The following is a 13,520-nucleotide window of genomic DNA, read 5'->3' as shown; positions in this document are numbered from 1 at the left end:
AAAATAAACAATTGAGTACTTAAAAAAAATCATTTATAATTGTAAAAGGAAAGTGGCCCGTTGATTCCCGAAATGACTGGCCCGCTATGCTCCGAAATCCTTGGCCCATCAATGCCGTTATACACACAATTGAGCTTTGAAACCAGATGATTAGATACAAAACTTCATGTATCCACAAGCCAACAGAATCACTTGATAAGTAGCTTATTAAGTAACAAGCTAATCCGCTCAAGACTTCTATCAAGATCTACCGCTGTTCCTATGGACTTCAGGTCATGTCAATCTTTCTGCTTTTTTGAACACCATTATATTGCTGGCTAATTTCGGGTGGAACGAAGGACGATAGTCAATCAGCCCGGCCTCCACCAGTCCTTTCAGGCATTTATGGTATGTCGCATAAGAGCGAATGGCAGAAAAAGCCATCAGTTCCCGTCGGCTGATCCGGAAAGGATTTTGAAATAAAGCTTTTCCAAAACAAATTAATATTGCCGAATAAAGGTTCTGGTGCGACTGGTGAAAATCGGTCCTTCCACGAGCGACGCTCAGATAATCGGTTAACAGTCCTATTGTCTCCATCACCCCCTCCCGATTTTATCCAGCAACTTCACTATATCCGAATGCGCATAATACATAATACTGCCAATCTTTTGAAAGGGCAAAGCCCCATTGATCCGCAGATTCTGTAAAGTCCCCGGTGAGATTTTCAAGAGTTTCCTCACCTCCGCGCTTCGCAACCAATCGCCACCAGTTTTCAAATCACCCGGTTTGACGATTGCATTAATATCCTCAATCAGTTCCTTTCTGAACCTTTGAAGATCTTCCCAAGTTAAAATTTCAATTTGCATTTTCACCTCCATATTTAAATTATACGAAGCAAAAGTGTAACTCTAGGTGTCAAAAACCATGACCACTGAACCGGCCTGGTCATATTTAACTGTTAAACAACTGATCCGAAATCTTGATCCGCCCTGACAATTCTGAAAAGGCGGCGATCAGCTGGAACCGTGGTTCCCTTAACCGGAACATCCCCTTTCTTGTTCACAAAATAATTTCTAAGTGTTTCAATTGATATATTCTTTCCAGCATGGGAAAAATACCTGCTGATCATTTTGGCATAAGGAATCTTATGATCACTCTTCAATAGCTTTCTCCCGGAATCCAGTTCCAGTTCCTTCAGCTGCAAGACCAGATCAATTAAAGTAGGAAGATATCCCTCGTCAACCCACACCTTCTGAGTAACTTCGAACACGGTCAACTCTGACAGTTTTAGCTTGAGGGATTCAATTTCTGATAGCTGTCTTCGTATAACCGAATCTTTTTCTGCAATAAGCAAATGAGATGGTCGGGCATTCCACTCATCAATACTATCAAGATATCTATGAAAAGCCTGAAGCTTTTGAATATTACTTTTATGCAATGCATGTTGCCTTGAAAATGGGTCCTGCATCTCAAAATGCCTGACCCTATTCTCGACAGTTTGCCAGACGTGCTTAAAAAAGTCCTCTTTTTTAGCTATTTTTTTTTCTAACACATATTGCAGATGATAGGAATAGAAATCAGCAAATCTATCTTCATCCAGACTATAGATTTTTAATAGAAAGTGGTTATCATCGTGGCTATGCCAAAGTCCAATAATATTTCCTATGTCGAAAGGATGTGGCGAAAATGAAAAGGATTTGCGGGGTTTGAAGAAACTGGCTTTCATAACTTGCTAAATTTTTACTATCCTGAAATAATATTTAGATTCAGAAACAAATAAATGCTCAACCTATGTGGCTCAGGAAATTAATAAATATTTTCAATTAAATGTTCAAATCTGTACTTGATAGTCTAACCATTCATAACTACAAAATTCAACCTTTAGAAATTGCTTTTTTTAATCACAATGCACAACATTCTGGCTTGCAACTACTACGCTCCAGACACAATCGCAATGCTAATAGTATGTTATGTGTTTTTCTCATGGTGAGCAAAAATATAATATTATCCACTAGATGCAATAACCTCTAGATTTTTGTTTCTAATTGGCTTAAATTTAACATCAATGAACTCCTTAAAATATTAATTTCTTCGGATGAAAGCCCAGAATTCTTCATTGCGTCTAAAAGTTCTTCTTGTCTTGGTTGTCCAAAGGTAAGTCTATACAATGCCAAAGATTCTTTTAATGAATTAAATTTGGATTGATCTTTACTTAACTCATGAATTGGAACGAAACGTTCAATTTTTATATTAGCTTCGTTTAAATACCAGAATGGAATTAGATCAGAATCTCCAGGTTTCTTAATATCATTAACTGCATTTTTAAAGATTTCAGCCCAAATATTTTTCTTCTGATTATTTAGGGTAGAATGCTTTGTCATTTCAGCTAAGTTTTTCCGTATAACAAAAGCCTTATATCTATTTATCCTACCCTCCCTTTGCTCTAAATCAACTGGATTGTGTGGTAAATTCCAATGAAATATTTTTCTGCAGTAATAATGAAAATCTAACCCCTCTTGTCCTACAGAAGTAGATGTTAACACAAAAGGGCGGAAAGGTGAATTGAATACTTCCCTAACATTAACCATTCTGTCACTACCACTTTCAGTAGAAATTTTTTGATCTCCATAACTAATTGCAAAATGACATCGCATCTCTTTTGACTCACCAGTGAAAAAAGTATTCTTATCATCAACTTTAATACTTGTACTTTTTATTTTGAGAACCATTGCTATGCCATCCGAAATTTCTTCTATGGTATTTTTACCTTCACATTCTTTAAGTAAATAGATATATTCATCCAATAGCGATTGAATATTACCTGAAGCAGAATATTCAAGAATTTGTTTCCAATAAAATTGATCGTCTACCGAAAGCCTAACTACAGCAATAGACTCAGGCTTATTAAATAAGCTTATAAATCCCTCTGCAATATTGTATGCCCCGTGAGATAATGATGTCTCCAAGGAATCATCAAAAATTTTAGTCAGGGCCCTCAATGCTGTTGAAGCCGGCGAAGCAAGTGTTATATCGGCCAGAACATCATAGATATCCATTGGAAACAAACCTAAATCATCAAGTGTTCCTTCTAAAGCTTTACAAATTGTATCATTCAAAGTTTGGTAATGCTTCAATTTGCCACCTGATTCTGTTTTAACAAGCAAAGCAACTAACGTATCATTATTATTTAAATGATCAAGTAATGCAGGTAAAATCCAATACCACCTCACATCATGCTTAGTGTCTTTTGAAAATTTATCTTCAATATTTAATTTTTCTAATTCATAACGAATCTTTTCAGCAGCCTTTAGTTTTACATTTGAATATTCAACATCCTGCTCATCAAATGGATTTCTTTCTAAAATCCATTTATTTAAAGTCCAAGAAGGATAAGTTAAACAAACATTGGTCATGTGTAATGAATCCTCTTTAGAAGGAAAGGTAATTAAAGGCCTAGGATGACGTTTCCCCTCTTTGGAAAAATAGGACCTTTTATGTTGCTCTTGATTTTTACTAAAATCTTCCTTTCCGATAGTTCGTCTCTCTGCTTCATATGAAATTAGCGTTGAAATTGCTCTAGGAACCATAACCCAACCCGAAAAAACTAAAATTTTAGAAAAGTTAGTACTGTTTTTGAATGATCCAAATTGTTTATAATACGGCTTAGAAGGTGGCACCCATAATAAGAGATGGCCATTATCTTCAAAACATTCTTCAGCAAGCATCCGTAGTTTGCCATTTGGGTAAGTTGGGTTGTCATTTGACAAACCTACTGGTTTGTATTGCTTAATTTTATTAAAATCAATAAACGATTCTTTATGCTTTTTAATGACATTTTTAAGGGTGTTATTTTCTTTAAACTCCTGTAAAGATTCATGAAGTTTATATCCTCTTAAATAAGATAACGGATATGGAGTTGATTTGGAAAATTCAATTGTTGAGCCGAACATCTTTGATTTTCTTAATGATAACTCTTTTAATGTTTCGGTTATTTGATCAACCGCAATAAAGTTATTTATATCATCTTTAATGACAGTCATTTTGTTGAACGTATTCATCGATATCATGTTATCATGTTCCAATGACACACTCATTCTCTCATTGCGACTTATTAAATTTTTTAATCGCTTCTGCAAACTATTTTTAGTGGTGACTGCTGCATCAATATTTTCAATTGCTGTTTTTGGAAATCTAAGAAGTTCAAAAAAAGCTTCCTGATCCCTTCTAATATCTTCCCATAATTTATTGCCATTTTCCCCGCCTAAATAAACAATAAGCTTCCTAAATTCATCAAAGTGTGCTTCTCCTTTCATTTCCTCAAGCTTAGTAGTGAAAGGCTTAAAGGGAGTTGCGGACAATAGTAGAACTCTGGTATCGCTATCTCTTAAAACAGCCTTTGCGATTTCTGATGCTTCTGATTCATCATCTCCGTCTAATAAAGTTTTAAATCTTTGAAATTCATCTAAAATAAATAAATCAGCATCAAGAAAAGAAACGCAGACCTGGGTTAATTCATATCGAAGTGCTCGTACAATTTCATATGAAAATCTAAGGGAGTTATTGTCTTCGTTTTGATGAAGTTTATCGCAAAGTCTGCGAATTGCTTCCCACAAATTTAAATCTGAACTTGTATTTAAATAACTATAAGTTAATGGAAAACGATTAAATGAAAATTTAATATGTTGGAGATGCGACTTAAACTTTGCAGAAAGTCCCAATCTTAACTTAGGTTTATAAGTATCTAATAAGTAGTTCCAATTTGCTTCTGAGATCTGATTATTACCTTTAAATAATCCCCTTAACACAGATTCTCTATTCTTGAAGAAAGTAAAGTTAAAAAGCAGCTGAAATATGATTGCCCTTTCTTCTTTAACGCCTACACTATTTGTAATTTGAAACGATGTTGAGGGAGTGAGCGTACTTAAGCTAAGGGGTTGACTGCTTGGTATGGGTTCGAAAGCTAAAAAAATTAATCTATTAACAGGATTTGCATTTTCTTTAAATGGATTAAGCTTTTTAATGTTTTGATGAGCGAGAACTTGATTTGAGCAAATGTAAATTACGTTATATGGTTTATTAGGAACATAATTTCTTTGCAGGGCTTTTAGCAAGACACCTTTCGCAATTATAGTTTTACCCAGACCCACCTCATCAGCAACAAGAATCTTTTTTCTGTCCTTTTCAAAAAATTGATTAATAACGTAATTGACAGTTGCTGCTTGAAAATCCTTCAACGTATTCTCAATCTCAATAACTTGCTGATTTATAGAATCAATCATTTGCAAATTCTTTAAAAACTTCCCAAATAGGCTTAAAATCGGCTAAAATCTCACTATTTAGCTTTTCCATCCTATTCATAATTTGATTAATTTCTTTTAACTTTCTAGGGCTTCTCGAAGCTGCTTTCATTAGATATTCATATATTGGAAAGTCAAGTCCATTCTTATTATTCAAGTTCGAATTAGCATTTCCATGAATTTCATTTTGATCCATATTTATTAGACCTTCAAATTCATCTGGACTTAAAAGAAATTGCAAGTATTGATAAAAAGAATGTTTACTATTTATCAATTGATTAAAAATGACATTATCCCGTTCATTGGGAAAGTCTTCAAAATGAACTTTAACAACCAGTTTATTTTCACATTTATCTTCAATCAAAATTTCGACAATAACAAATTTTGATAATTGAGTTAATGCTATATTTTGAAATAAAACAGTATTTATCTCGGATAAGGTAAGTTCATCGCCAGATTCAGTTCTATGTAAAAGTGAAATCTTTATCTTAAGTTTCGGATTGGACTGAATCTTAGAAAGGTCAACCACAATGCTTAGATCAAAAGTTAGCTGATTTTCTCGTTCACTAACAACTCCTTTAAAATGTGTCTTGCTGATTTCGTGATTGAGTTTCCGTAGTTCTTTTTCAAGATTTTCTTTTTCAATATCTAATTCTTGCATGACATACTGATAAGGGAAAAATACTTGACTTTCCTTATTTGTTAGTTGCTCTTTTATCGATTGGAAATCAACTTTTGAAGACTTGGAGCTATTTTTTATTAAAAACTCCACATTCCTATCAAGTGCTGGTTGCGAACAGTTAGCCGAACCAATAAACCAATCAGTTAATCTACCTCTTTTTCCAATAAAAATTTTTGCGTGTAAGTCTTGATAAAAACATAATTTGTCTTCAGAATCTATCTTAAATTCGCCATCTCTAATGTCCTTGTTGAAATAATAAACTTCATCATTCTTTAATACATCTTCTTCTATTTTGTCTAGCTCATCTTTTCGAGAGAATAAAACAATCTTCTTGTTATTGGCTTTTAATAAGTTTATAGTCTTCGCATCTAAAAATGGAGAAATGATAAGTAACTCATCATAATGTGCTAAAGTTAATGGATTAGGATAATTAGCGGATTCATTATTAAATCCAACAATAGGATACAAATCAGTAGATAGGAAGTTTACAGGCAACTCAAAATCAACTTTTGTTAATTCCCTAAGAAACTTAATATCCTTTTGTTTCCCAGCATAATCATGTAAATATGTTAAATAGGAAGCCAGTTTTTTACCATTTTTAGTTTCATTTTCTTGCGGTTTACCTTCTGTGAAATATGAGATATCCCAAGACCGATCAAATGTTAGGTTTCTGCTTAGTACAGCAAGTCTGTAAACAACATTTTTCTTTTTTTCAAATCGGAGCACCCATATTTTGGGATGAAATGATGCCGCAAAATGTGGTGGTAAAACTTCTACAATACATTCTTCTACAAAAGCTAGCAAACTACTGTATGAATCTGGAGCATGAATCTTTCCTCGTTGACAAAATAATGTCACCTTTTCATTACTCATTCTTATTGCATCGAGAACATCATAACGATTTTGAGTAAAATTTCCCTCTAATGATTTCGCATAAAACATTGCAACAGGAATGGCCAAAAGCGCATAAAGATCTAACGAATAGCTTGTACCAATTGCTTTGGTTAATTCATATCCTTCAGGTGGTGAGAGTAAATCGGAATATGTTAGTCTGTTTTTTTTAAAATCAAGCATTTTTTAAGCCATTTGTGATGTCTTCAACCAATCTTTTTGCTTGCACAAAACGATAGCTTAGTTCTTGTATTCCAATCCATCCAGAAAATTCTTCAGACTTAGAATTTAATTTTGATTTAGAACCTTTATTTGTTAATTCTTGATTGTATACTAGTTTATCTAATCTTTCCTCAGAAATAGACGTCTGCATTATTTCGTTATACCAATTATAAATAAATCTGCGTGTGCTTATTTTTGTCCTAGTTGCTATTTCATTAAATAAAAAATCAATATCAAATGTTGCTATTTTAGCTTTTCTAATCGACAATTCAGCTAACCATTCATCCCATATAGTTGTAAAATCAGTTTCGCCAGCTCGTTGGTGTAACATTATGTTATATCTAATATGAGCGCCATGAATAATAAAATCAAAATTCAAAGCTAAATTTAGAAATGACTTTGTTTTTAGTGGGAGTTCTTCCCTATTTAATAAAATTTCACCTAAATCTTTAAAACTTGTTGTGGCTATTGTTAAATCGGCTAATTCGTCGAATGAAAGAATATATTTCAATAAATTATCTATTTGCTTTTTCTCCCTCAAGTCAGTTTTAAGTTGGTCTTTTAAAAAGCTGGCTTCTTCTATAGATAAATCCATAGTTAAATCACCCTGTTCAAGTAATGAAAATGAGGGTATTTTCAGGTTAAACAAATCATATTCAGAACCCGTATCTTTATCATCAGATTGATGTTCTCGATAAAGTGTTTTAGAAATTTCCGATAAATCATTTCTATTCAAATATTCAGCAAGAGAATAATTAGTTTCAATAATACCATGGGTTCTTAAACCGTTCCAATATACAGAGGAAGCTTTCCTCGCTAATTCTCCATTATTTTTTGCCACATTTATCCCTATGACACCGTTATTTTCTTTATAGTTGTAATGCTTTGCTAAACTGTGCATTACGTCATTCTCTTTCTCATTTAACCATTTAGCTAAAGTAGAAACTACTGAACCCTTTTGGTGCTCCCTCACGTATGCTAAAATAATATTAGATATTATTATAAAGTATTTTGGTCGTGTTTGAATTGTTGAAACTCCAGGAAATAAACAATCTGCAAGAGCGTCTCTAATTACACCAATTCCAAGTTCGTCAACAGTACCTGGTTCACCAAGCATATCTATAACCGAGAAAACTCTATCTCTATGCTCTCTAGAAAAATCTATCCACCCTAATCCCGTAGCCATAATTTAATCTTTAAGTTAAAGAACGAGTTACCATTACTTCTGCTATATTCTTCTCTAATGTGTAAGCTTATTAATCATATTAGATAAAACAGCTATTTCTTCGAGCTTTTCTGAATCACTTAACTTTGGCAAAATATTTTCTTGAATATTGATTTGCTTTATTTTAACATATGGAAAGAATTCCAAAAGCTTAACTAACGCCTTGTCTTTGGTATATTCTACACCATCTTGAGCAAGAGCCGATGCATTATTAATTACTGCTCTCAACGGATACCATGTATTTTCATATAAAAAACAGTTTAGATCTTCTCTGTTATTGAAATTTAGTTCACCGTTATGGCACTCTTTAATTGATTTTAAGATGTGATTTAAATTCATTGCAATTGTTAATTTTTGGATTTTAAGTTATTTAATCTTTTGCCACCATAATTAAAAGTGTAAAGAAACTTCTTCTGATTAGTTATTGACCTCTCAATTATATAAGGCCACACTCTTAAAACTGACATCCCTAACTCAAACATATCATATTTATCTTTAGGCAATTTACAAGCCACTATTCTATAACCACTTTCGTGATGTTTCAACGTGCTTACTGACAACCCCTTAGATTGTTTATCAGTCATTAAGAAAATTGAAGAGTTGAGATCAATTTTATCTTCATCGAGACCCTGCCATTTGATTATTTCTATGTTTTTTACCTTTTGTAATTGATGCATTTCATAAAGAATAGCGGTAATTTTCGGTGAAAAGTTTGGATGAATGTATATCTTTAAATTACTCATGATGCATAACTTAAAGCAGATTCTATTTCCTTTTTAGTCAAATTGTAGTTTTCCATAAGCTCATCTATTGAAGATTCATCTTCATAAAAGCCCAAAATCATTTCAACCTCTAAGTCTGAATGATTAATGAATGAGGGCTTACCACTCGCAAGCTTAGGATCGATAATGATTTGTCCATTGCCTTTTGCCGGCATAATTCGAACAGCTATATCATTTTCGAAAACTATTTCATCGAAGAAAAGATATATGAAGTCTAAATTAAATTGACTTGTTCCATCCAATGTAACATCTCCATGTGATGTTCGAAAAATTATACTTGAACCTGATTTTTTAAGATTATCTCTAACATTGTTAGTTGCAAAGGGGTATTCTTTAGAAGTTATGTCCTTTAAGTTTTTTCTTGCTGTAATTACATCACTAATTTTTGAGCCATTCTCTAATAGTGTACCAATAACAACTAATTCAATTAATCCGTGGAAACTTATTCTACGCTTTTCAATATCGGTTTTAGCTGTACCATCTAAACCTTCATAATCTACTTCAGATAATTTTTTGAACCATCTACGTATCTTATCCACAGGTTGTTTGATGATATTAGCGGCATCAATAACTGAATAAATCCCTTCATTCAAACTAAATTCTTTCATACCTAAACTTTGTTCAATATCGAATAACGATACTTGATTTATTTTCTTGTGTTCTATTCTAATACCTTTTGTTTCAGCTTTCTTCTCTTTCTTGACCGGCTTCTTCTTCTCCCACAACCCAGCGTTGACTTCCTCTTTGTGAATTTTATGGTTGAGCTGGAGTAATCGTTTTAACACCTCTTTTCGAGCTTCTGGGTGAATTGTGTAACGGACACGATCATTTTCCGGTAAGTAATCAACTTCATAAAAATCATGGCGCAAGTCAATATCTTGCCAAAGATATGCTCCTAAAACTGTTTCATCCATTTCTTGGTGTAATTCACGTAATCTGATAATGCCTTGAATAGCCCCTTCAAAAGAAATTGAATCAGTCACTTTTTCTAAGTGATTTTGCAAGGCAACTACTTGTTTGTCTTTTGCATCAACATAAGTTGATTTAATGGATCTACAATGAAAAAGATTATACGTTTTAGTCAGACCAAATTGGAATCCAATCATCAACTGTCTACGGTACTCATGGTAGTGTTCTCCAATACTTTCAAGTTTAGATATACTTTCTGAATTTAGACCTTCAGGAAAGGGGAACGTTGACAAAGCTGAGCTGGGAGTATATCTTAAAGTATTCCCCCCCATTGTTGAACTTAATAACCAAGCCCACTGTTCGTGAAATGTATTACTAATTATAGAAAAATTAGCATAGTTATCAAATGCAACAGCACCTGCTGCATGGGAAATAACCATTTCTTGATCAACAAAAGAAAAAGATAAATATTTTGTTGTCAATGGAACAACCAAAAACCTATTTAAAGGACTTATTGTTCTATATAAATCAACTGCTCTCCTTCCATATTGCCACCATCTTTCGCTATAGCCTTTATCAGGTGAAATTATTCGCTCAGGTTTTACCCGTTCTTCAATTATTTTAAAGCAAAAGGGATAATTTTCAGAGCTATATTTTTCATTCCAATCGAAGAAATTTATAATGTATCGGCTTGGCCTTTGATATATATCCGTGTTTATATCATCCGCATTTAAAAATTTCTGAATTACTTCTTTTGATTTAGGATCTTTTGAAATGATTTCGGCTGCTTCTGCTTCTGATAAAATAAAACCGCTACCAAGAACATAACTTCCTATAAAACCCTTATTAATATTTTTAGATAAGGGAAATGGATTATAACTCGTTTCAGAGTCATCTAAATTTGAGTTTATTTTTTGGACTTTCTTGTTGTTGAGATTAAAATTAGCCCCCCATTCTCCCTTATATATGGTTAAAAGTGATATATCTACTGCTGCCAATCCAGGCCATTTCATAGATTTAATTGCGAAATTAATTGATCCATTATTAGCAACAATATAATCTAAGCCCCCAATTCTAGAATCACCTTGACAAATAGTATTTGTAGAAATTAAAGACTGGAAACCAGTTTTTTTTACTATTTGATAAATTCGTCTAAAAAAATATACCACTAAATCAAGTCCACCGTTTGATGGTTCAAAATAGGATTTTATAAAATTCAAATATTGATCCCCATAAGCACCACTGATTTTTTTTCCACCCAAAAAAGGCGGATTTCCCAAAATACAATCAAACCCTCCGTTTTGAAAAACTTGTGGAAACTCTAAAAACCAATGAAAAAAGCGTTTTTGTTCACTAACTGCCATGGCAGCACCGCGATCAATTATTTGAGAACCATTTTTAAGGTAATCTATATATTGGCTTTGGGTTGTTAATTTAACCTTGTTGACATCCGTTTTTGGAATAAAGAATTGAGCAACCTGTAAATCAGCCAGCTGTTTCAATCTCCTCCACTTTTTACCGTTGGTTAGTGTGTTATAAGCTACTTCCTTTGCCCAAATTTGTTCTGGTGAATTTTCTGGCAAACTAGTAAATTCTTGAAATGATTTTTGAAAACCACGTAAGCTGTCATCTATTTGCTCTACATTGTAAGTAATTAACTGATTTTTAATTTTACGTTCAAAATCGTTACGCTTTTTAAATGCGGTCGCTATTTCTTTTTCATCACCTGGTAAGGCTTTAAAAGCTTCGCTTGCAATACCATTTTCAAGTTCCTCAAAATGAGCCAAACCAACAATAGCATTACCACACTTGATATGATGATCTAAAAAATTCATGGGTTGCCCCGGCTCGTGTGCTTCGAGCCATAGAGCTACTTTACATAATTCTACTGCTAAAGGATTTAAATCGACCCCATAAATGCAGCTTTTTATCACATCACGAATTGCAATTCGCAAGACAGATGGTGTAGGTTGGTCTTCCTTGGAACGGTATTTAGCTAATTCAAACCCGACACGACGTGCTGCTGACAATAAAATGTGACCGCTACCACATGCAACATCACAAATATTTAATGATAACAAACCAGCTTCTGGATCAACTTCTTTAAGTTTATCGGCAATTAGATAATCTAATGAATGTACGATTAGTGGTTTTACCAACTCTTCTGGAGTATAGTGAGAACCGCTAGATGAACGTTCATCTCCTTTTACAAAATTGAATTGATAATTGGTAATAGCAGGAGCATATTCTAATAAACCCTCATAGATGGAGCCAAATTCCTCAACATCTAAATCGGCATAATTGACACGAACCAATTGCCTATTTTCGTTTTCGAAAGTCACTAAATAGCGTAAAACTTTCAACAAAGTTTCGTTATTAACCAACTGGTCTTGTAAACCACCTAAAGCATTTGGTGCAAATAAACCAGAGCCCAAAGCTGATATACCAAGTTTAGCTCCTTGATCTGAATATTCAAATAAATGAAAAGTAGTAAGTAAAGACTGCCATAAATCAGTTTTTCTTGGGTCTATATATACTTTCTTTTCTACCAAATAGGTTAATCGCTGTATGCTGTAAAACTTGTAATAAACATTCCTTTTTCTGTTGAGTTCGTCATCTCTTTTTTCAGGAAAAATGAGTTTGCGTTCTTCAATTACTAATAAAAACAATATTCTATAAACAGAACGAAGTACATGTAAATAGTATTGGTGTGGAGTTATTTTATTTTCATCAATTTGTTGACGTAAGGATTCGTTGTTTGAGTTTTCTAAAATTCCATTTGCCAATAATAAAATAGATTGTTCAACTGCTTGGCTCAACCGTTCTCTAATTCTAGAACCTGATGATAAGGCTTCTTGATGGTACCATTCTATGAAACTCTCGGCATTTTCCTCTTTTTTGTTTGCAATTCTAGAACTATGCAAGGTTCTGTATAATAAAGCGAACTCTACATACAAGCCCTCTTCCATCATTTGCTCTAAATTGAATTCAACATAACTCAATCGGCTCAAACGGGTAGCATCACGTAAAACCCTTAACATAGCACCATTGGTTGCAAAACCATACAAATGCTCTGTATTGTTTAAATATTCCTGTATAAGCGCATGGGGTGATAAACGTGCTCCACCAATATCAGCTTTTTTGTCTAAGCTTTGTTGAATACCAACAACGTGAATTGGAAAGCCATCTTTATTGTTTGCTCTATGGCTTACTGCATAAGATTTATCATTTATTATTTCTGCATTTGACTGACTGACATCGTATCCTAAGATTTGAAGCAAAGGTAAAATCCAATATCTACGAGTTTCGGTAGTTCCGGTATCAGTTAATGAAAGTGATTCTCTTTTTTGCTTGAAAGCATTCCAATGGCTGGTGGCTAAACTCCAAGCAATATTGATTTCATCACGAACGGAATCGCCCTGATTTAGATTGAAATCTTTAGCCCCTTGAAATCTAGTATCTTCCTGGCGTATTTTCTCAAGAATTTCGCTAGTAAATATATTTCCCTGTATAGAAATTGCACTGTAGTTCAT

The 13,520-nt window shown here is 33.4% G+C and carries 9 protein-coding genes; all 9 read right to left on the bottom strand.

Translation table 11 applies throughout. The annotated features are described in order from the left end of the window. Positions 1 to 273 precede the first annotated feature (273 nt). The 9 genes from LUA91_RS19150 to LUA91_RS19110 all read right to left on the bottom strand — a co-directional run bounded on the left by LUA91_RS19150 (position 274) and on the right by LUA91_RS19110 (position 13,520). Complete coding sequence (locus LUA91_RS19150) at positions 274 to 576, bottom strand: hypothetical protein (RefSeq protein WP_231427720.1); 303 nt, start codon at positions 574 to 576, stop codon at positions 274 to 276. Beyond that, the gene (locus LUA91_RS19145) at positions 576 to 845 is read right to left on the bottom strand and encodes a helix-turn-helix domain-containing protein (RefSeq protein ID WP_231427719.1); all 270 of its coding nucleotides are present in this window, start codon (positions 843 to 845) and stop codon (positions 576 to 578) included. Before LUA91_RS19145 ends, LUA91_RS19150 begins: the two co-directional genes overlap by 1 nt. A 92-nt stretch (positions 846 to 937) precedes the next feature. Then, positions 938 to 1,705: a hypothetical protein gene (locus LUA91_RS19140; RefSeq protein ID WP_231427718.1), complete on the bottom strand. Its 768-nt coding sequence runs from the start codon at positions 1,703 to 1,705 to the stop codon at positions 938 to 940. Positions 1,706 to 2,006: 301 nt separating this feature from the next. After that, positions 2,007 to 5,258, bottom strand: a complete 3,252-nt coding sequence (locus LUA91_RS19135) for a DEAD/DEAH box helicase family protein (protein WP_231427717.1) — start codon at positions 5,256 to 5,258, stop codon at positions 2,007 to 2,009. After that, positions 5,251 to 7,032 carry a phospholipase D family protein gene (locus LUA91_RS19130; RefSeq protein ID WP_231427716.1) on the bottom strand — a complete coding sequence of 594 codons (1,782 nt, stop codon included), beginning with the start codon at positions 7,030 to 7,032 and terminating at the stop codon, positions 5,251 to 5,253. The genes LUA91_RS19135 and LUA91_RS19130 overlap by 8 nt, the downstream gene beginning before the upstream one ends. Continuing rightward, entirely contained in the window at positions 7,025 to 8,257 is a 1,233-nt protein-coding gene (locus LUA91_RS19125; protein ID WP_231427715.1) for a DUF6361 family protein, read from the bottom strand. The genes LUA91_RS19130 and LUA91_RS19125 overlap by 8 nt, the downstream gene beginning before the upstream one ends. A gap of 54 nt (positions 8,258 to 8,311) precedes the next feature. Beyond that, positions 8,312 to 8,635, bottom strand: a complete 324-nt coding sequence (locus LUA91_RS19120) for a hypothetical protein (RefSeq protein ID WP_231427714.1) — start codon at positions 8,633 to 8,635, stop codon at positions 8,312 to 8,314. A gap of 8 nt (positions 8,636 to 8,643) precedes the next feature. Next, the gene (locus LUA91_RS19115; RefSeq protein WP_231427713.1) at positions 8,644 to 9,039 is read right to left on the bottom strand and encodes a hypothetical protein; all 396 of its coding nucleotides are present in this window, start codon (positions 9,037 to 9,039) and stop codon (positions 8,644 to 8,646) included. Beyond that, positions 9,036 to 13,520, bottom strand: a complete 4,485-nt coding sequence (locus LUA91_RS19110; RefSeq protein ID WP_231427712.1) for a DNA methyltransferase — start codon at positions 13,518 to 13,520, stop codon at positions 9,036 to 9,038. Before LUA91_RS19110 ends, LUA91_RS19115 begins: the two co-directional genes overlap by 4 nt.

The sequence above is a fragment of the Pedobacter sp. Leaf250 genome, from assembly GCF_920984735.1.
GTDB lineage: Bacteria > Bacteroidota > Bacteroidia > Sphingobacteriales > Sphingobacteriaceae > Pedobacter.
This window is presented reverse-complemented; position numbering and strand designations above follow the sequence as displayed.

Excerpts from the sequence above, each read along its gene's own strand:
- LUA91_RS19150 (WP_231427720.1), bottom strand. The coding sequence starts at position 576 with ATGGAGACAATAGGACTGTTAACCGATTATCTGAGCGTCGCTCGTGGA.
- LUA91_RS19145 (WP_231427719.1), bottom strand. The coding sequence starts at position 845 with ATGCAAATTGAAATTTTAACTTGGGAAGATCTTCAAAGGTTCAGAAAG.
- LUA91_RS19140 (WP_231427718.1), bottom strand. The coding sequence starts at position 1,705 with ATGAAAGCCAGTTTCTTCAAACCCCGCAAATCCTTTTCATTTTCGCCA.
- LUA91_RS19135 (WP_231427717.1), bottom strand. The coding sequence starts at position 5,258 with ATGATTGATTCTATAAATCAGCAAGTTATTGAGATTGAGAATACGTTG.
- LUA91_RS19130 (WP_231427716.1), bottom strand. The coding sequence starts at position 7,032 with ATGCTTGATTTTAAAAAAAACAGACTAACATATTCCGATTTACTCTCA.
- LUA91_RS19125 (WP_231427715.1), bottom strand. The coding sequence starts at position 8,257 with ATGGCTACGGGATTAGGGTGGATAGATTTTTCTAGAGAGCATAGAGAT.
- LUA91_RS19120 (WP_231427714.1), bottom strand. The coding sequence starts at position 8,635 with ATGAATTTAAATCACATCTTAAAATCAATTAAAGAGTGCCATAACGGT.
- LUA91_RS19115 (WP_231427713.1), bottom strand. The coding sequence starts at position 9,039 with ATGAGTAATTTAAAGATATACATTCATCCAAACTTTTCACCGAAAATT.
- LUA91_RS19110 (WP_231427712.1), bottom strand. The coding sequence starts at position 13,520 with ATGAACTACAGTGCAATTTCTATACAGGGAAATATATTTACTAGCGAA.